Below are 17,462 nucleotides of genomic sequence, written 5' to 3' on the forward strand. Positions count from 1 at the left end.
CGTCCTCTGGATTCACTTGCTGCCTCCTCGTGGGTCGAGCGCGGCCCGGAGTCCGTCGCCGAGCAGGTTCAGGCCCACCACGGCGAGGATCAACGCGGCACCGGGGGCGTAGAGCATCCACGGAGCGACGCTGGTCAGCGTCTGCGCCTCATAGATCATGCCGCCGAGCGAAGCTGCCGGGGGAGGCGTGCCGAAACCGAGGAAGCTGAGCGCCGCCTCGGTCAGGATCGCCCACGACAGCGACAGGGTGACCTGGACGACCAGGATGCCGAGGATGTTCGGGAGCACGTGCACGAAGAGGGTGGAGAGCCGAGTGCGGCCGACGGCCGTAGCGGCGAGCACGTACTCGGCGTGGCGCAGCGTCAGGACAGGGCCGCGGGCGACTCGCGCGAAGATCGGGAGATAGACCACGGCGATCGCGATCGCCACCGTCAGCCAGCTGCGTCGCAGGGTGGCGGCCAGGGCGAGAGCGAGCAGGAGCGAGGGGAAGGCGAACAGCACGTTGGTGATCACGCCGACCGCCCGGTCGAGGATTCCTTGGTAGTAGCCGGCCAGGATCCCGAGCAGCACCCCGCCGAGCGCCGCCACGGTCACCGAGACGATGGCGACGCGCAGCGAGTTGGCCAGGCCGGAGCAGACCCGCGCGAAGATGTCCCGGCCGAACTGGTCGGTGCCGAACCAATGGCTCCCGCTGGGAGCCTGAAGGGCGTCGGGTACGTTCTGGGCGGCCGGGTCCGGTCCGACCCCGGCCGCAGCGAGGAGCGCAAGCGTCGTCACGATCGCCATCAGGATCAGGCCGACGATCCCGCCCGGCGTACGAAACGCCTGGCGCCACCGGCCGGAGGCCCGCGTCGTGGAGAGCTCCGGCACCTCGTGCATGTCTGCTGCCGCGCTCATTGAACTCGCACTCTCGGGTCGACCAGCCGGTAGATGACGTCGGTGAAGAGGTTGACCAGGACGAACATCACCGCGATCACCAGCACCGTCGACTGGACCACGGCGTACTCCTTCTGCTCGAGGCCGAGCAGCACCTGGCGCCCGATGCCGGGGATCGCGAAGATCTGCTCGACCACCAGGGCCCCGCCGAGGAGGAAGCCGAACTGCAGGCCGCTCATCGTCACCACCGGGATCAACGCGTTGCGGAGGATGTGTCGCACCTGCAGCCGTCGGGCCGGCACGCCTTTGGCACGGGCGGTCCGGATGAAGTCCTCCGAACGGACGGTGAGGATCGCGGCGCGAGTTGTCTGAAGGATCGGCGGGGCGATGCTGATCCCGAGGACGAGCGCAGGTAGCAGCATCTGCTGCAGGTTGAGGACCGGGTCCTCGCTGAGTGTGCGGTAGCCCTCGCCGTTGGGATACCAGCCGATCGTGTTCACCAGCCAGCTCGACACCGCGGCGGCGAGCAGGAACGACGGCACCGACAGTGCGATCAGGCTGGTCAGCTGGCTGATCTGGTCGCGCGCACGTCCGGGGCGGCTCGCTGCCAGCATCCCGCCCGGTACGCCGAGGACGAGGCCGATCCCGATGGCGAGCACGGCCAGCTCGATGGTGTTCGGCAGCGACTGGGCGGTCATCGACAGCACGCTCAGGTGTGAGGTCGCCGAGACGCCGAGGTTGCCGGTGAGGACACCGCCGAGCCAGCCCAGGTACTGGGACAGGAGCGGCTCGTTGAGACCGTAGTAGGCCTCCAGCGCCTGCAGCTGCTCCGGGGAGAGGTCACCTGCAGCCGTGCCGTACGCCGCGGTGATCTGGTCCCCGGGGACCACCCGCAGCAGCACGAAGGTGAGTATCGAGACCCCGATGAGCGTCACCGCCGCCTCCCCGGCGCGCCGTGCCACCGGGTGGCGCCCGAGAGCGCCGGCCCGGTGAGTCAGGCTCGATACGGCGCTCAGGAGACCGACGCCTTCCACAGCGTCGCGATCGAGGCGTCAGTGCGCGCCTCCAGGTCCTTGACGCGCTTGTTGGTCACGACGTACATCTCCGGGGTGAACAGCCACACCCAGGCCGCCTGGTCGACCAGCTGCTGGGAGATCTCCGCGTAGATCGGCTTGCGGGCAGCGGTGTCGGTCGTGGCGATGCCCTCGGCGAAGAGCTTGTCGAGCTCCGGCGTGCTGTAGCCGGCGACCTTGTTGAAGCTGCCCGCCTTGGTGAAGTAGCGGCCGTACATCGTGTTCGGGTCCGAGCTGCCGCCGTTCATCGCGATCGCGGCATCGAAGTCGGCCGCCAGCCAACGCTCGACGTAGGCGTTGGAGTCCAGCGCCTCGACCTCGACCTTGATCCCGACCTTGCCGAGCTGTGCCTGGAGGTTCTGCGCCTCGTCCACCGCGGTGGAGTAGAGACCCTGGGAGGTCATCAGGTTCAGCGTGAACCCGTTCGGCTTGCCCGCCTTGGCCAGGTAGTCCTTCGCCTTGTCGAGGTCCTGCTCGGGGCACGGTTGCGCCTCCGGGTCGGAGCGGTACTCCGGCGAGGTGATCGGTCCGCTCGGCTTACCCGATCCCAGAGCCGCTGAGTCGATCACGTCCTGGCGGGAGATGGCGCACTGGATCGCGAGCCGGGCGTTGGGGTCCGACAGCGTCGGTGAGGTCGCCCGCAGCTGCAGCACGTGGTACGACAGCGAGTCGACCGTCATGCTCGTGGTCTCGGCCGAGGTCGCCGTCTTGGCGGTCACCGGGTTGTCGAAGATCGCCACGTCCACCGAGCCGGTCTTCAGCGAGGAAACCATCGACTGCTCGTCGGGGATGACGCGGAACTCGACCGTCGCCGCGCCGGGTTCGCCCGCGAAGTAGTCGGCGTTGCGCGAGAGCGTGATCGACTCGTTCGGGGTGCGGCTCTTGAACTGGTAGGGCCCCGAACCGACCGGCTTGGACTCCAGGCTCTTCGGGTCCACGTCGGACGGAACGATCGCGGTGTTCACCCCGGTGAGTCCGGAGACGAAGGAGGCGTCGGGCTGCTTCAGGGTCACCACGACGGTCTGCGGGTCAGGCGCCTCGATGCCGGCCACAGAAGCGAAGTACGACGCCGAGCTCGCGCTCGAGGCGGGATCGATGATCTTCTCGTAGGTGTACTTCACATCGGCGGAGTCGAGGGCGGACCCGTCGCCGAAGGTGACGCCGTCCTGGATGGTGAACGTGTAGGTCTTCCCGTCCTCCGAGATCTCCGGCAGCTCCGCGAGCCCGGCCTCCGGGACACCGTCGGCGTCGGTGTTGAGCAGGGGGCTGTAGATCTGCGACAGGACCTGGATCGACTGGGTCGACGTCGCGGTCCAGGGGACCATCTGCGCTGGGTCGGCAGAGATCCCGAAGACGAGGGTGCCGTTGGCGTCAGCGGTCTCTTCGCCGCCGCTGCCGCAGCCCGCGAGGCCGGCTGCGAGCAGGCTGGCCGCGAGGGCGGTGGCGACCGTTGCGTGGGTGCGTTGTCCGTGTCGTCGCTGCGTGCTCACGGATCCTCCTAGGGTGGGGCCACGAGGTCGGGCTCTCACCTTCAGTGGCGTGCGCCCGCGGATCTCACGACCCTATGACAAAATGTTTCCGCTGTGACCCGTCATAGGTCAATTATTGACAACTTTTTGTGGTCGAGCCGAACGAGGAGACGATGAGCGAAGACATCCTGGTGCGCCTGCGGCAGGCCCTGCCCGGGCTGCGGCCGAGCGAGCGCCGCCTTGCAGAGGCGGCCCTGGCGGATCCGGGCGCGATCGCCGCGCTGACCATCACCGAGCTCGCCAGTCGGCACGAATCCTCGACAGCCACCGTCACCAGGCTGTGTCGCAGCCTGGGGTTCAACGGATATTCGGCGTTCCGGCTGGCGCTGGCCCGGGCCGGTGCGAACGAGGCCGGCCGCCGGATCGAGTTCGGCGTCTCCGAAGGGGACATCGACCCGGCTGACACGAGTCGGGACGTCGTACGCAAGCTCGCCTATCAGGAGGCGCGAGCCATCGAAGAGACCGCCGAGAGACTCGACATCGACGAGCTCGACCGGGTCGTGGCGGCGATCACGACCGCCTCGGTCGTGGACGCCTACGGATCGGCATCCAGCGGCCTGGCCGCGCAGGACCTCCAGCAGAAACTGCGTCGTATCGGCTACCAGGTCAACGCCTGGGCCGACGCCCACCTCGCCCTCACCAGCGCCGCGGTGCTCCCGGCCGATGCCGTGGCCATCGCGTTCTCCCACTCCGGGGAGACCGAGGAGGCGATCTCCGCGCTGCACGCCGCCGCCGGCCGGGGCGCCTTCACCGTCGCCGTCACCAACTTCCCCGACTCCCCTTTGGCCGAGCTCGCCGACGCCACGCTCGCCACCGTCTCCCGTGAGACCCGGTTCCGCTACGGCGCGATGTCCAGCCGGATGGCCCAGCTCGTGATCGTCGACGCGATCTTCCTCGGCGTCGCCCGCGAGAATCCGGACGATGTCACCGCCGCGCTCGCGGCGACGCTGGACGCGGTTTCCGTCCGGCGCATCCACCCACCCAGAGGCTGAGCCTCCGTATCAGGCACCGCCCAGGTGCAGGGAGGCGTACGTCTCCTTGACGAAGCGGAGATGGCTCCAGGTCTGGACCTCGCGGACGCCGTCGAGCTCGCGGATGTGGTCGAGGACCCCGACGAGGTCGCCGGAGGTGGCGGTGTGGACCGTGAGCAGCGCGTCGTAGCGACCCAGGGTGCGGGCCACGAAGGTGACCGAGGGGAGCCGGGCGAGCTGCTCGGCGATCGGGCGGTGGGCGGCGCCGTCGAGACGGAGGCCGATCCCGGTCGCCGTACGCCGCTCCTGACCGGAGTGACGCACGACCGCGCCGACCCGGACGACGTTGCCGTCGAGCAGCCGGACCACGCGTCGGCGGGTGCCGGCGGGGGAGAGGCCGACGCTCGCGGCCAGGTCGACGTAGGAGGCGCGGCCGTTGGTCTGCAGCGCGCGCAGCAGGGCGTAGTCGGTCTCGTCGAGCGAGCCGGCGGCGGGTGCGGGCCCGACCGGGGCGGCCACGTCGCGGATGACCTCGGTGTAGAGCAGGGTCTCGGTGGTGACGATGCCGTCGATCGCGCGCACCTCGGCGAGGGCGTCGTCGATGCGGCCGATGTCCGTCGCCCGCAGCTCCAGGACCAGGGCATGCTGACCGCTGGTCATCGAGACCAGGGTGGTGTCCTCGCGCGCCGCGGCGGCCTGGGCGACCTGGGTCGCGGAGCCGTCCACGGTGACCGAGACGTGGGCGAGCACGTCATGCCCGAGAACCGCCGGGTGGACGACGCCGCGTACGTCGATGTGCCCCTCGGTCAGCAGCCGCTGGACCCGGGTGGCCGCGGCTGATCGGGAGAGGCCGACCTGGGCGGCGATCTCGCGGTGGGTGAGGCGACCGTCCTCCTCGAGCAGGACGAGGATCGCCTCATCGGTGCTGTCGAGGACGCCGGGCGTGATTTCGTTCGACATTTTTTGAGAGCGTCTCCAAGGTCAGATCGATCCTCTGGGACGTGGATCGGATGCCATTATGACGGATCCGCTGGATCTGACCGGCATATCGACAGCTATTACAGCCAGGTTAAGAACGAAACGATTGCGGGGGCGTTCCCGGTGCTCTTACAGTGACGCAGATCTCGGCCCCCTCGACCCGCATCCCAGGAGACCCGGTGCCCATGGACCCGATCACCAGCACGCCGCACCAGCCGCCGCCCAAGGTCACCGAGGTCGAGCAGCACGGCGTCGAGCCGATCCCCGACCCCGAGCGCAGCGCCCGCCCGCTCGACCTGTTCCGACTCACCTTCGGCGGCGCCAACACGATCGCCACCGTGGTGCTCGGCAGCTTCCCGATCCTCTTCGGGCTCTCCTTCGCGCACGGCCTGATGGCCACGCTGCTCGGGCTGCTGCTCGGCGCGGTCGTCCTCGCCCCGATGGCCCTGTTCGGCCCGCGCAACGGCACCAGCAACTCGGTCAGCTCCTCGGCCCACCTCGGCGTGCACGGCCGCATCGTCGGCTCGTTCCTCTCCCTGCTCACCGCTCTCGCGTTCTTCTCGATCTCGGTGTGGAGCTCGGGCGACGTGCTCGTCGGCGGCGCCAACCGCGCGGTCGGGCTGCCGGAGAACGACCTGACCCTGGCGCTGGCGTACGGCCTCTTCGCCGTGCTCGTCCTGGTCGTGTGCATCTACGGCTTCCGGTTCATGCTGCTGGTCAACAAGATCGCCGTGATCGCCGCGACCCTGCTCTTCCTGATCGGCATCGTCGCCTTCGCCGGCGACTTCGACCCCGGCTACGCCGGTGCGTTCGGCTCCGGTTCGGAGGCGTTCGGCGAGCCCGGCTTCTGGGCGGCCTTCGTCGGCTCGGCGCTGATCGTGATGTCCAACCCGGTCAGCTTCGGCGCCTTCCTGGGCGACTGGGCCCGCTACATCCCGCGCGAGATCTCCGGACGCTCCTCGATGGCCGCCGCGTTCCTGGCGCAGATCGCCACCCTCGTACCGTTCTGCTTCGGGCTGGTCACCATGACGATCATCGCCACCCGCGAGCCCGAGATCTTCGCATCTGGCGCGTACGCCTCCGGCCTGCTCGCGATCGCGCCGGGCTGGTACTTCGTCCCGGTCGCCCTGATCGCCCTGATCGGTGGCATGTCGACCGGCACCACCGCGCTCTACGGCACCGGGCTGGACTTCTCCAGCGTCTTCCCGCGCTTCAGCCGCGTCCAGTCGACGGTGCTGATCGGCGTCTTCGCGATCGGGGTGATCTTCATCGGCCGGTTCGTCTTCGACGTGGTCTCCAGCATCTCTGCCTTCGCCGTCCTCATCGTCAGCTGCACAGTGCCCTGGATGATGGTGATGATGATCGGCTGGTACGTCCGGCGCGGCTGGTACGACTCCGACTCCCTGCAGGTCTTCAACCGCCGCCAACGCGGGGGCCGCTACTGGTTCGCCCACGGCTGGAACTGGCGCGGCCTGGCCGCCTGGCTGATCGCAGCCGCCGTCGCGCTCACCTTCGTGAACCTGCCCGGCCAGTTCGTCGGTCCGGCCGCACCGCTGATCCCCGGCGGGGTCGACATCTCCATCCCGCTCGGCATGGGGCTCGGCGCGCTGCTCTACCTCGGCCTGCTCTTCGCCTTCCCTGAACCGCGCGACGCCTACGGTCCCGAAGGAGCCCGGCTGGTGCCGACCGCACCGGCTGCGAACACCCCGGTCACCTCGGTCGACGGGCCCGTGCCCGCTGCCACCGTCGTCGGCTGATCCACCCCGCCACACCGCACCATGCAAGGAGAACCACCCATGCCCATCGGGCCCGTCGACGCCTCCAAGAACCCCCGCTACGCCGGCTTCGCGACGTTCGCGCGGCTGCCCCGCCTCGACCAGGTGGAGCACGCCGACATCGCGGTCGTCGGAGTGCCGTTCGACACCGGCGTCTCCTACCGTCCGGGTGCCCGCTTCGGCCCGGCGCACGTACGGGAGTCTTCGCGACTGCTGCGTCCCTACAACCCGGCGCTGGACGTCTCGCCGTTCGCCTCGGCGCAGGTGGTCGACGCGGGCGACATCGCGGCCAACCCGTTCCACATCGAGGAGGCGCTCGACACCGTGCAGGCCTCGGCGCTCGAGCTCACCGCCGGCGGCACCCGGCTGGTGACGATCGGCGGCGACCACACCATCGCCCTGCCGCTGCTGAGGGCCGCAGCCGAGCGTCACGGTCCTGTCGCGCTGGTGCACTTCGACGCCCACCTGGACACCTGGGACACCTACTTCGGTGCCGAGTACACCCACGGCACACCGTTCCGGCGGGCGGTGGAGGAGGGCATCCTCGACACCGAGGCGCTGTGCCACGTCGGCACCCGCGGCCCCCTCTACGGCAAGAAGGACCTCGAGGACGACCGCCGCTTCGGCTTCGGGATCGTCACCTCCTCCGACGTCTTCCGCCAGGGCGTCGACGAGGTCGTCGAGAAGATCAAGCAGCGGGTCGGCAACCGTCCGGTCTACGTCTCGGTCGACATCGACGTCCTCGACCCGGCGCATGCCCCCGGCACCGGCACCCCCGAGGCCGGCGGGCTCACCTCTCGTGAGCTGCTGGAGATCCTGCGCGGCTTCGTCGGCCTGAACCTGATCGGCGCCGACGTGGTCGAGGTCGCGCCGGCGTACGACCATGCCGAGCTGACCGGAGTCGCGGCCTCTCACGTGGCCTACGACCTGGTCTCGCTGCTCGCGATGCGCCATCTGGGTGGAGTGTGATGGGGCGCAACGGCGGCGATGTCACCGTCGAGAGCCTGACCGCTCTCGGTGCGACGCACGTGTTCGGCATCCCGGGCCAGCACGCGCTGGGTCTCTTCGATGCCATCCGCCGCAGCGACCTGTCCTTCGTCTCCTCCCGGGTCGAGAACAACTCGGTCTTCGCCGCCGACGGATACGCCCGTACGACCGGCCAGGTCGGCGTGGTGTTCTGCTCCACCGGACCCGGGGCGCTCACCGCGCTGGGCGCGCTCCAGGAGGCGTACGCCGCGTGCGTCCCGATCCTGATGATCACCAGCCAGATCCCGCGCGACGGGCTCGGCGGTGCCCGGAAGGGCTACCTGCACCAGCTCGACGACCAGCAGACCAGCGCCCGCAACGTCACCAAGACCACCGCCGTCGTCCGGGACGCTGCCGCCATCCCCGGCGTGCTCGCCGATGCGTGGGCCACCGCCCAGGAGACGCCGGCAGGGCCGGTGTGGGTCGAGATCCCGCAGGACGTCCTCCTCGAGGACGTCACGGTGCCGCCTGTCACCGGTCTGACCGCAGCGGTGCCCGCGCCGCGCCGGCCTCGGCCGGAGGTCGCCGCGGAGGCCGCTCGGCTGCTGGCAGCGGCCCAGCGCCCGGTGATCCTCGCCGGGGGAGGCGTACGCCGCTCCGCCGGAGCCCCGCAGGCGCTGGTCGCCATCGCCGAGCTTCTCGATGCGCCGGTGGTCTCGACCTCCGGCGGCAACGGCTCGATCCCGCTCACGCACCCGCTGAGCGCGGGCGCGTGGATCGAGGACCGGTTCACCACCGACCTGCTCGACGACGCGGATGTCCTGCTCGCGATCGGCACCTCCTTCGGCGAGGTGACCAGCAACTACGGCACCTTCGTCCCGCGTGGCCGGGTGATCCAAGTGGACGCCGAAGCTCGCGTGCTCGGCTCCAACCACGACGTGCTCGGCGTCCATGCCGACGCCGCCGCGGCTCTCACCGACCTGGCGGCGGCGCTTCCCGGTGCTGGCTCCCAGCCGGGCCCGAGGCGGTCCGGTGCCCGGGTCGCCCAAGAGTTGCGTACCCGGGTCCAGGCCCGGCTCGACGCCCAGGACCTCGCTGCCGAGCAGCGGCTGCTCGCCGACCTGCGTGCGGCCGTGCCCGACGACATCGACACCTTCTGGGACATGACCATCGCGGCGTACTGGGCCTGGTCGGCCTGGGACCCACGCACCGGCGGCTTCCACACCGCGCAGGCGTCGGGCGGCCTTGGTCCGGCCTTTCCCGCGGCGATAGGCGCAGCCGTCGGGACCGGACGGCGTACGTTCGCGGTCACCGGCGACGGCGGCGCGATGTACTCCATCGCCGAGCTCGCCACCGCCCGCCAGCACGACGCCGACGTCACCTGGCTGATCATCGACGACGGCGGCTACGGGATCCTGCGCGAGTACATGACCGGAGCCTTCGGTGCCGCCACCGCCACCGAGCTCGCCCGTCCCGACTTCGTCCTGCTGGCCGAGGCGTTCGGCATCCCCGTCCACGCCGCGACCCCCGAGACCGTCGGCGAGATCGTCGCCGCCACCTTCGCCACCAGCGGCCCCGCTGTCGTGGTTCTTCCGACCGTCCTCCGCATGTTCGCCCCCAGCTGATCGGACCTCTCATGGATCTCGCCATCATCGTCATCTACCTCGCCGCCATGGTCGCCTTCGGCTGGTGGGGCAAGTCCCGGACCAAGGACAGCTCCGACTTCCTCGTCGCCGGCCGCCGGCTCGGACCGGTGCTCTACACCGGCACCCTGTCCGCGCTCGTCCTCGGCGGAGCCTCGACCGTCGGCGGGGTCGCGCTCGGCTATGAGTACGGTCTCTCCGGGGCGTGGCTGGTGGCCGCGATCGCCCTCGGCGTCCTGGCGCTCAGCCTGTTCTTCGCCGGGAAGATCCAGCGGCTACGGATCTTCACCGTGGCCCAGATGCTGGCACTGCGCTACGGGGTCGGCGCGACCGCGGCATCGGGCGTGGTCATGGTGGCCTACACGCTGATGCTGGCGGTCACCTCCACGATGGCGTACGCGACCGTGTTCAACGTCCTGTTCGGGACCGACCGAGTCGTCTCCGTGCTGATCGGCGGCGTCATCGTGGTGATCTACTCCACCATCGGCGGGATGTGGTCGATCACCCTGACGGACATGGTGCAGTTCGTCCTGCAGACCGTCGGCATCTTCGTCCTGCTGCTGCCCTTCACCTGGAACCACGCCGGCGGCCTCGACGGGATCAAGGCTCGGGCGGCGGACTCCGCGTTCGAGCTCGGCGCGATCGGCACCGGCACCGTGATCACCTACATCGTCGTCTACACCTTCGGGATGCTGATCGGGCAGGACATCTGGCAGCGGGTCTTCACCGCCCGCTCGCCGCAGGTCGCGCGCTGGGGCGGAACCGCGGCCGGTGTCTACTGTCTGCTCTACGGGGTTGCCGGCGCACTGATCGGCACCGCGGCCTCCACGTTCGTCACGGTCGAGGACCGCAACGACGTCTACGCCACGATCGCCGAGTCGATCCTCCCGGTCGGCGTCACCGGCCTGGTGCTCGCCGCGGCGGTGGCCGCGATGATGTCGACCGCCTCGGGTGCCCTGATCGCGACCGCGACGGTGGCCCGCACCGACGTACAGCCGCTCCTCGCCCGGCTGATCGGACGCACCCCCGCGCGCGTCCAGGACGAGGCGGAGAACCCTGAGCACGACGTGCTGGCCAACCGGATCTACGTCGTCGCGATCGGCATCGTCGTCGTTGTCATCGCCTCCCTCCTCAGTGACGTCGTCTCGGCGCTGACGATCGCCTACGACATCCTCGTCGGTGGCCTCCTCATCCCGATCCTGGGCGGCTTCCTCTGGCGCCGAGCGACGGGCGCGGCCGCGGTGGCGGCGATGGCCGCCGGCACCGCCGCGACCCTGGCGACGATGGCGATCGTCGGCGACGTCCTCGCCAACGAGCCGGTCTACGCGGGCCTCGCGGTCAGCGCCGTGGCGTACGTCGTGGTCAGCCTGCTCACCCGCCCGACAGACCCCGCGGTGATGCGGGAGTGGACCGATCGGCTCGCAGGTCGAGAGACCTCGGACCGAGCCACGTTCACGTCCCGATGAGGCCGAGCTGGATGGCGATGGGGGAGAGCGAGAAGCCGCCGGCGACGAGGACGGCGACGGCCATGGCGGCCGCCTTCGCTGCCTGACGCCGCTTGGCGGTCAGCGTCCAGCCGAGGGTCTGCAGGGAACTCCAGGTGCCGTGCCACAGGTGCATCCCGAGGACGAGCATCGCGGCGAGGTAGAGGGCGGTGGACCACCAGACGCTGAACGTGTCGACCACCAGGTTGAACGGGTCGTTCGTCGGGCCTCCGCGTACGTTGACCTTGCCGATCGTGAAGTTGACCAGGTGCCATCCGAGGAAGAGGAAGATCACCAGGCCACCGGTGAGCATCGTGCGGGAGGCGAGCGACGAGGCGCGCCGCGGCGGCCGGGCGGCGTAGCGGCCCGCTGCACGGCGGGCGCGGCGGGCGAGGACGATCGCGCTGGAGACATGCGCCACCAGCGCGCCGATCAGCCCGACGCGCATGATCCAGAGCAGCCCGGAGCGGGGGAAGATCGGCTCGCCCAGTGTGCGCAGGTGCTCGGCGTACTCGTTGTAGGCATCGTGGCCGCTGAACGCCTTCAGGTTGCCGTAGACGTGACCGAGCACGAACGCGATGAACAGCAGGCCGCTGATGGCCATGACGAGCTTCAGCGTGATGGTCGACGACCAAGCCCGGCGTCGCGATATCGAGGTGTGCACACCCAGTTGACCGGGCAGGGTGGCCATCTGTGACACCTGATCGCCGACCCATCTGAAAATGAGCATTGTCAAATTCGCTGGGTCGTCCTAGGGTCGGCGTTGTCCGGTTCGCCTGGAGAGAAGTGGTCTGTCATGGTCAAGCGTTCTGCTGTCATCCGTGCCGTCGTGGTGCTGCTCGCGGCATCGACCTTGCTGATCGCCCCACCGGCGCAGGCGGCGGGAGGCGTCAACGACGCCGCGTGCCGGCCATCGGCCGACCACCCCAACCCGGTCGTCTTCCTCCACGGGCTGGGAGCCAACAAGGACGAGGACCTCAACTTCCTCCAGGCCGACGTGGCAGCGCAGGGCTACTGCACCTACAGCCTCACCTACGGCGCCGGTGCGTACGGCCCGTTCGTCGGAGGCGTCGGGGACATCGCCAGGTCGGCTGCTCAGATCAGGGCCTTCGTCCAGGAGGTGCTGGCGCAGACCGGCGCCGCGAAGGCCGATCTGGTCGGCCACTCCGAGGGAGGGTTCCAGACCCTCTACGTCACCAAGACGCAGGGCATCTCCGATCGGATCGACAAGGTCGTCGCCATCGCGCCGCCGACCCACGGCACCACGTTCGCCGGTCTCTACCGGCTCGGCATGGCACTGGGCGCCGAGGAGCTGGTCGGACGGGTCCTGACGACCTTCGGCTGCGTCGCCTGCACCCAGCTGGTCACCGACGGCAGCGCCGTACGCACCCTGACGAGCGGCCCGATCGCGCAGCCCGGCGTGACGTACACGATCATCCAGTCGAGGTACGACGAGCTGGTCACGCCCACCGAGACCGCGTTCGTGCGCGAGCCGGGCGTCACCAACACCTACGTGCAGGACGTCTGCCCGTACGACCCGGTCGGCCACATCGGCGAGGCCTACGACACCAACGTCTGGCACCTGGTGAAGAACGCGCTCGACCCGGCCGATGCCGCTCCCTTCGTCTGCTCGGTCGGGTCGCCCGGCTGATGGTGCAGGAGGGCCGTTCGTACGGCGGGCTGACCCGCGAGGAGCGTGACGCCCAGCGGCGCCAGCGGCTTCTGGAGACCGCCAAGGAGATCATCGGCACGCAGGGCTACGCGGCGACCACGATCCCGGGTGTCTGTGCCGCCTCGAAGGTGTCGACGCGGCACTTCTACGAGATCTATCCCGGCAAGGAGGATCTCTTCGTCGACCTCTACGACCGGATCACCGCCGACTCCTACGCCCGAGTGGCGGCATCGTTGGGAGCGACCGCGGGTGAGCCGATCTTCGAGCGGGTGCCGGCAGCGGTGCTGGCCTATCTCGACCCGATGCTCAAGGACCCCCGCGTCGCCCGGATCGCGTTCGTGGAGATCATGGGCGCGAGCCCACGCATCGAGAAGCTCCGGCTCGACTACCGCGAGACCCTGGTCGACATCGTGGGCACCGAGTGCACCGCCTCCGTGGGCCGGGGCGAGATCCTCGATCGTGACTGGCGCTTCGCCGCACTGGCTCTCGTGGGTGCGGTGACCGCCATCGTCTACGACTGGGCGCTGCATCAGCCGCGCTCGAGCCGCGAGGCGCTGGAGACCCAGCTGGCCGATCTCGCGCTCGTCCTGCTGACCGCCGACCCGCCGCGCTAGGTTCGCCCGTCTATCTCCTCGCCACCTGGGTACCGGCCAGTTGTACAGCGATGAGGAGGAACACATGTTCAAGAAACCAGGATTGCTGGCTGCTTTCGGTATCGGCTACGTCCTCGGCGCTCGCGCTGGACGTGAGCGGTACGACGCGATGGTCACCAAGGCGCAGGAGCTGTGGCACGACCCGAGGGTCCAGGAGAAGGCGCACCGCGCCCGGATCGTGGCCGAGGAGAAGGCGGACATGGCCAAGCACACCATCCAGGACAAGATGCCTGGCGACTCCAAGCCGTCCTCGGCATCCACCCCGACGCCCCAGACGACGCTGAGCACCCCGCGTCCCCACACCACCACGGACCCAGTGACCGACATGCCGCGGGGGTGGGAGTCGTGACGCTTCATCATCAGACGGACGCATCGATGGGTGAGCTGGTCTCCCGACTATCCACGGAGATGTCCAGTCTCATGCGAGGCGAGCTCGAGCTCGCCCGCCTCGAGCTGACCGAGAAGGCCAAGCACACCGGCAAGGGGGCCGGGGCGTTCGGCGCCGCGGGCCTGGTGGCCCTCTACGGCGTCGCGGCCCTGATCGCCGCGGCGATCATCGCGCTGGCGCTGGTCATGGACGCCTGGCTGGCCGCGGTGCTGGTCGGAGTCGTGCTCCTGGTCATCGCCGGCGGCATCGCCCTGTTCGGGAAGAAGCAGGTTTCCGAGGGCACCCCGATGAAGCCCGAACGCGCCACCGAGAACCTCAGGCGGGACGTGGACGCCGTGAAGCACCGCCACGCCGAGGACCACACCCCGAGGAGTACGCCATGACGCAGCACCATGTGCCCCGGCCGGTCGAGGGCGGCGACGACAGCATCGCCGCCGTCGAGGCCGAGCTGGACACCACCCGGCACGAGATGGCCGACACCCTCGACGAGCTCGCCTCCCGGCTGGACGTGAAGACGCGGGGGAAGGAGAAGGCCCAGGAGGTCAAGCAGCGTACGCAGGTGGCCGTCAGGTCTCGAGACGTACAGATCCGGAGCGGCGTCGTCGCCGCGATCGTGCTCAGCCTGATCCTGATGCTGGCCCGGAGGAAGCGCCGCCGGCTCAGCGACGCCGAGTAGGCCGGGTCAGCCGGTCGAGGAAGGCCACGAGCAGCGCCTCGCGCATCGCGGCGGAGGCCAGGTCGAGCATCGCGTTGACCTCGGCCATCCGCTGCGGCAGCGCGAGGCGGTGTCCTGAGCTTGTCGAAGGGTCGCCCTCTGCGCCGGCGGCGCCGACGAGCCCGGCGGCGAGCAGCAGGCCGTCGAAGTCCTCCTCCGACAATGAGAACGGGTCGAGGTCGCCGATGAACGTGGCGACGGCCGGGTCGACGGCGACCGGGCCTGCCGCCACGGCGGCCGCGACCGCCTCGTCGAGAGCGGCGAGGAGCTCCGGTACGTGGGGGAGCGTCGCCGCGCTCACCGACAGGTGGATGGTGGCGGGGGAGCCGGCGAAGGACATCTGCGGCTGGACGTACCAGCCTCGCACCGCCATCTCGTCGCAGATCGTGAACGGGTCGCAGCTGCCGTCGGTGGTGAGCGCGAGAAGCGTCGAGTCGGGAGTGCTGACCACGGCGAGCTCGGGCATCTCCTCGACGCCGGCGCGGATGCGGTCCACCGCCTCGAAGACGTCGCGGGCGAGCCGCTCGTATCCCTCATCGCCCAATGAGCGCATCACCGCCCAGGCGCCGGCCAGCGGTCCGCCCGACTTCGTCGACTGCATCGTGGAGTTGAGCATGGTGTAGCCCGGCCAGGCGGCCGAGGCGAAGAACTGCGGCCGACGCAGCTCCGGTGTGCGGTGCAGCAGCACCGAGGTGCCCTTGGGGGCGTAGGCGTACTTGTGCAGGTCGACCGAGATCGAGGTGACGCCCTCGACCGCGAACGTCCAGGCCGGTACGTCCCGCCCCAGCCGAGTCGCGTAGGGCAGCACCCAGCCACCGATGCACGCGTCGACGTGGCAGCGGATCCCGCGCTCGGCCGCGGCGGCCGCGATCGCGGTGACCGGGTCGACGACCCCGTGCGCGTAGGACGGCGCCGAGGCGACGACCAGCACGGTGCGCTCGTCCATCGCCGCGGCCATCGCGGCCGGATCCGCCCGGAAGTCGGGCCCGACCGGCACCAGCACCGGCTCGACCCCGAAGTAGTGCGCTGCCTTGTGGAAGGCGGCGTGCGCGGTCGAGGGGAGCACCATCCGCGGCCGCTCGATCCCGCGATGGGCGTCGCGCGCGGCCTGCACCGCGAGCAGCACCGACTCGGTGCCGCCGGAGGTGACCGTGCCGACCACGGACTCGGGAGCGTCGAGGAGGTCGGCGGCCGTGCCGACCACCTCGTTCTCCATCCGGAGCAGGCTCGGGAACGCGGTCGGGTCCAGGCCGTTCGAGCCGGCGTAGGCGGCCACCGCCTCGCGGCCGATCCGGTCTATGTCGGGCAGGCCGGAGTCGTAGACGTAGGCGAGCGTGCGGCCGCCGTTCACCGGCAGGTCGGCGGCCTGCATCGAGCGGAGCTGGGTCAAGGCGTCGGTCATACGGTCACGGTCCCATCAACGTCGTCGGCAGTGAGCGAGTAGCGCCGCAGCCAGAGCAGGCTGAGGAGAGCCAGGCAGGCCGGCAGCACCGAGAAACCGAGCGTGATCGCGGTCAGTGCCGAGTCCGGCTGGGCAACGTCGCTCCCGGTCGAGGAGCGGTAGCCGCCGATCGCGAGCACCGCGGCGTAGACACCGGGTCCGAGCGCGAGCCCGAGCGTCTCGCCGGCGGTCCAGACGCCTGTGTAGACGCCGATCCGGCTCGACCCGCTGCGCCGGGCGTCGACGGCGGCCGCGTCGGGAAGCATCGCCATCGGGAACACCTGGCACCCGGCGTACCCGGTCCCGACCAGCACCACAGCGGCGTAGACCAGGGCCACCGGTGCGGTCTGCGCGGTCGCGGCGAGCAGCGCGCCGGCGGCGAGGACGACCGAGGCGGCGACGTACCCGTGCTTCTTGCCGATCCTGGCGCCGAGCGCCGCCCACGCCGGGGTGAGCAGCAGCGCGGGGCCGACGAAGCAGACGAACAGGATCGTCGCCGCGCCGTCGCGGCCGATCACGTCGCCGGCCAGGTAGTCGACGCCGGCCAGCATCGCCCCGAACGCGACGGCCTGGATCACGAACGTGATGAGCAGCCGGCGGAAGTCGGGCGCCGCCGCGACGATCCTCAGCTGGTCGCGCAGGCTGCCCGGCCCCGGCTGGACGGTGTGGACCGGCGCCCGGCGGGTGCCGACGTACGCACTGAAGACCCCGGCCAGGATGAGCACCGCCATCACCACGCCCATCACCCGGTAGCCGTCGCGGCCACCGACGGCGTCCCGGATCATCGGCGCGGTCGCGCCGGCGAGCAGGATGGTGAGCGCCAGGATCGCGACCCGCCAGGTCATCAGCCGGGTGCGTTCGTCATAGGACTCGGTCAGCTCGGCGGGCATCGCGACATAGGGCACTTGGAAGAACGCGTACGCCGTCGCGCAGGCCAGGAACAGCACCAGCACCCACAGCGCCTCGAGCCCGGTCGCCATCGACGGCGCCGCGAACAGCAGCGCGAACGTCACCGCCAGCCCGATCCCGGCCCGGCGCAGCCACGGCCGCCGCGGGCCTCGCGGATCCACCGTCCGGTCGCTGATCCGGCCCGCGATCGGGTTCAGCACGACATCCCACGCCTTCGGCGCGAACACGATGAAGCCCGCCGCCAGCGCGGCGATGCCGAGGCTGTCGGTCAGGTAGGGGAGCAGCATCAGGCCCGGGATCGTGCCGAACGTGCCGGTCGCCACGGAGCCGGAGCCGTAGCCGATCCGTACGCCGAGCGGGAGGGTTGGGCTGGCGGGCATGCCCGACAT

At 70.2% G+C, this 17,462-nt stretch carries 17 protein-coding genes; 10 read left to right on the plus strand and 7 right to left on the minus strand.

Annotation, left to right across the window (positions count from 1 at the left end; all coding sequences use genetic code 11):
• Positions 1 to 12: 12 nt before the first annotated feature.
• The 3 genes from ABZU72_RS16015 to ABZU72_RS16025 are packed head-to-tail and all read right to left on the minus strand — an operon-like array spanning position 13 to position 3,439.
• Positions 13 to 897 (minus strand): ABC transporter permease, encoded by an 885-nt coding sequence (locus ABZU72_RS16015; RefSeq protein WP_355019824.1) that lies wholly within the window; start codon positions 895 to 897, stop codon positions 13 to 15.
• Positions 894 to 1,910 carry an ABC transporter permease gene (locus ABZU72_RS16020; RefSeq protein WP_355019825.1) on the minus strand — a complete coding sequence of 339 codons (1,017 nt, stop codon included), beginning with the start codon at positions 1,908 to 1,910 and terminating at the stop codon, positions 894 to 896. The genes ABZU72_RS16015 and ABZU72_RS16020 overlap by 4 nt, the downstream gene beginning before the upstream one ends.
• Positions 1,889 to 3,439 (minus strand): ABC transporter substrate-binding protein, encoded by a 1,551-nt coding sequence (locus ABZU72_RS16025; RefSeq protein ID WP_355019826.1) that lies wholly within the window; start codon positions 3,437 to 3,439, stop codon positions 1,889 to 1,891. The genes ABZU72_RS16020 and ABZU72_RS16025 overlap by 22 nt, the downstream gene beginning before the upstream one ends.
• A 152-nt stretch (positions 3,440 to 3,591) precedes the next feature.
• Here ABZU72_RS16025 and ABZU72_RS16030 point away from each other — a divergent pair, with 152 nt between their 5' ends.
• Positions 3,592 to 4,470, plus strand: coding sequence for a MurR/RpiR family transcriptional regulator (locus ABZU72_RS16030; RefSeq protein ID WP_355019827.1), 879 nt, complete (start codon positions 3,592 to 3,594; stop codon positions 4,468 to 4,470).
• Positions 4,471 to 4,479: 9 nt separating this feature from the next.
• Here the strand turns inward: ABZU72_RS16030 and ABZU72_RS16035 are convergent, their stop codons facing one another.
• Positions 4,480 to 5,409: an Lrp/AsnC family transcriptional regulator gene (locus ABZU72_RS16035; RefSeq protein ID WP_355019828.1), complete on the minus strand. Its 930-nt coding sequence runs from the start codon at positions 5,407 to 5,409 to the stop codon at positions 4,480 to 4,482.
• A 203-nt stretch (positions 5,410 to 5,612) separates the two neighbouring features.
• On the opposite strand from ABZU72_RS16035, the gene ABZU72_RS16040 reads away from it, so the two are divergent.
• Genes ABZU72_RS16040 through ABZU72_RS16055 form a run of 4 tightly spaced genes read left to right on the plus strand, consistent with a single transcriptional unit; the run spans position 5,613 to position 11,277 of the window.
• Positions 5,613 to 7,184, plus strand: a complete 1,572-nt coding sequence (locus ABZU72_RS16040; RefSeq protein ID WP_355019829.1) for a cytosine permease — start codon at positions 5,613 to 5,615, stop codon at positions 7,182 to 7,184.
• Between the two features lie 39 nt (positions 7,185 to 7,223).
• Entirely contained in the window at positions 7,224 to 8,171 is a 948-nt protein-coding gene (speB, locus tag ABZU72_RS16045; protein ID WP_355019830.1) for an agmatinase, read from the plus strand.
• On the plus strand, positions 8,171 to 9,793 hold the full coding sequence (locus ABZU72_RS16050) for a thiamine pyrophosphate-binding protein (RefSeq protein WP_355019831.1): 1,623 nt from the start codon (positions 8,171 to 8,173) through the stop codon (positions 9,791 to 9,793). The genes speB and ABZU72_RS16050 overlap by 1 nt, the downstream gene beginning before the upstream one ends.
• Before the next feature lie 11 nt (positions 9,794 to 9,804).
• Positions 9,805 to 11,277, plus strand: a complete 1,473-nt coding sequence (locus ABZU72_RS16055) for a sodium:solute symporter (RefSeq protein ID WP_355019832.1) — start codon at positions 9,805 to 9,807, stop codon at positions 11,275 to 11,277.
• On the opposite strand, the gene ABZU72_RS16060 is transcribed toward ABZU72_RS16055, so the two are convergent.
• Complete coding sequence (locus tag ABZU72_RS16060) at positions 11,264 to 11,986, minus strand: succinate dehydrogenase cytochrome b subunit (protein ID WP_355019833.1); 723 nt, start codon at positions 11,984 to 11,986, stop codon at positions 11,264 to 11,266. The genes ABZU72_RS16055 and ABZU72_RS16060 overlap by 14 nt on opposite strands.
• Before the next feature lie 105 nt (positions 11,987 to 12,091).
• Between ABZU72_RS16060 and ABZU72_RS16065 the strand changes: the two genes are divergently transcribed.
• The 5 genes from ABZU72_RS16065 (at position 12,092) to ABZU72_RS16085 (ending at position 14,684) form a co-directional block, all read left to right on the plus strand.
• The gene (locus tag ABZU72_RS16065; protein ID WP_355019834.1) at positions 12,092 to 12,946 is read left to right on the plus strand and encodes an alpha/beta fold hydrolase; all 855 of its coding nucleotides are present in this window, start codon (positions 12,092 to 12,094) and stop codon (positions 12,944 to 12,946) included.
• Positions 12,946 to 13,581, plus strand: coding sequence for a TetR/AcrR family transcriptional regulator (locus ABZU72_RS16070; RefSeq protein WP_355019835.1), 636 nt, complete (start codon positions 12,946 to 12,948; stop codon positions 13,579 to 13,581). The genes ABZU72_RS16065 and ABZU72_RS16070 overlap by 1 nt, the downstream gene beginning before the upstream one ends.
• Before the next feature lie 64 nt (positions 13,582 to 13,645).
• On the plus strand, positions 13,646 to 13,969 hold the full coding sequence (locus ABZU72_RS16075) for a hypothetical protein (protein ID WP_355019836.1): 324 nt from the start codon (positions 13,646 to 13,648) through the stop codon (positions 13,967 to 13,969).
• A gap of 26 nt (positions 13,970 to 13,995) precedes the next feature.
• Positions 13,996 to 14,391 carry a phage holin family protein gene (locus ABZU72_RS16080; protein WP_355019863.1) on the plus strand — a complete coding sequence of 132 codons (396 nt, stop codon included), beginning with the start codon at positions 13,996 to 13,998 and terminating at the stop codon, positions 14,389 to 14,391.
• Complete coding sequence (locus tag ABZU72_RS16085) at positions 14,388 to 14,684, plus strand: DUF3618 domain-containing protein (RefSeq protein ID WP_355019837.1); 297 nt, start codon at positions 14,388 to 14,390, stop codon at positions 14,682 to 14,684. The genes ABZU72_RS16080 and ABZU72_RS16085 overlap by 4 nt, the downstream gene beginning before the upstream one ends.
• On the opposite strand, the gene ABZU72_RS16090 is transcribed toward ABZU72_RS16085, so the two are convergent.
• Positions 14,668 to 16,125 (minus strand): aminotransferase class V-fold PLP-dependent enzyme, encoded by a 1,458-nt coding sequence (locus tag ABZU72_RS16090; protein WP_355019838.1) that lies wholly within the window; start codon positions 16,123 to 16,125, stop codon positions 14,668 to 14,670. The genes ABZU72_RS16085 and ABZU72_RS16090 overlap by 17 nt on opposite strands.
• The gene (locus ABZU72_RS16095) at positions 16,122 to 17,453 is read right to left on the minus strand and encodes an MFS transporter (protein ID WP_355019839.1); all 1,332 of its coding nucleotides are present in this window, start codon (positions 17,451 to 17,453) and stop codon (positions 16,122 to 16,124) included. Before ABZU72_RS16095 ends, ABZU72_RS16090 begins: the two co-directional genes overlap by 4 nt.
• Positions 17,454 to 17,462: the final 9 nt, after the last annotated feature.

The organism is Nocardioides sp. NPDC004968 (genome assembly GCF_040608935.1).
In the GTDB taxonomy this organism is placed as follows: Bacteria; Actinomycetota; Actinomycetes; order Propionibacteriales; family Nocardioidaceae; genus Nocardioides.

Coding starts and splice junctions, on each gene's coding strand:
- ABZU72_RS16015 (WP_355019824.1), bottom strand. CDS start 897: ATGAGCGCGGCAGCAGACATGCACGAGGTGCCGGAGCTCTCCACGACG.
- ABZU72_RS16030 (WP_355019827.1), top strand. CDS start 3,592: ATGAGCGAAGACATCCTGGTGCGCCTGCGGCAGGCCCTGCCCGGGCTG.
- ABZU72_RS16035 (WP_355019828.1), bottom strand. CDS start 5,409: ATGTCGAACGAAATCACGCCCGGCGTCCTCGACAGCACCGATGAGGCG.
- ABZU72_RS16040 (WP_355019829.1), top strand. CDS start 5,613: ATGGACCCGATCACCAGCACGCCGCACCAGCCGCCGCCCAAGGTCACC.
- speB (WP_355019830.1), top strand. CDS start 7,224: ATGCCCATCGGGCCCGTCGACGCCTCCAAGAACCCCCGCTACGCCGGC.
- ABZU72_RS16050 (WP_355019831.1), top strand. CDS start 8,171: ATGGGGCGCAACGGCGGCGATGTCACCGTCGAGAGCCTGACCGCTCTC.
- ABZU72_RS16055 (WP_355019832.1), top strand. CDS start 9,805: ATGGATCTCGCCATCATCGTCATCTACCTCGCCGCCATGGTCGCCTTC.
- ABZU72_RS16060 (WP_355019833.1), bottom strand. CDS start 11,986: ATGGCCACCCTGCCCGGTCAACTGGGTGTGCACACCTCGATATCGCGA.
- ABZU72_RS16065 (WP_355019834.1), top strand. CDS start 12,092: ATGGTCAAGCGTTCTGCTGTCATCCGTGCCGTCGTGGTGCTGCTCGCG.
- ABZU72_RS16070 (WP_355019835.1), top strand. CDS start 12,946: ATGGTGCAGGAGGGCCGTTCGTACGGCGGGCTGACCCGCGAGGAGCGT.
- ABZU72_RS16075 (WP_355019836.1), top strand. CDS start 13,646: ATGTTCAAGAAACCAGGATTGCTGGCTGCTTTCGGTATCGGCTACGTC.
- ABZU72_RS16080 (WP_355019863.1), top strand. CDS start 13,996: ATGGGTGAGCTGGTCTCCCGACTATCCACGGAGATGTCCAGTCTCATG.
- ABZU72_RS16085 (WP_355019837.1), top strand. CDS start 14,388: ATGACGCAGCACCATGTGCCCCGGCCGGTCGAGGGCGGCGACGACAGC.
- ABZU72_RS16090 (WP_355019838.1), bottom strand. CDS start 16,125: ATGACCGACGCCTTGACCCAGCTCCGCTCGATGCAGGCCGCCGACCTG.
- ABZU72_RS16095 (WP_355019839.1), bottom strand. CDS start 17,453: ATGCCCGCCAGCCCAACCCTCCCGCTCGGCGTACGGATCGGCTACGGC.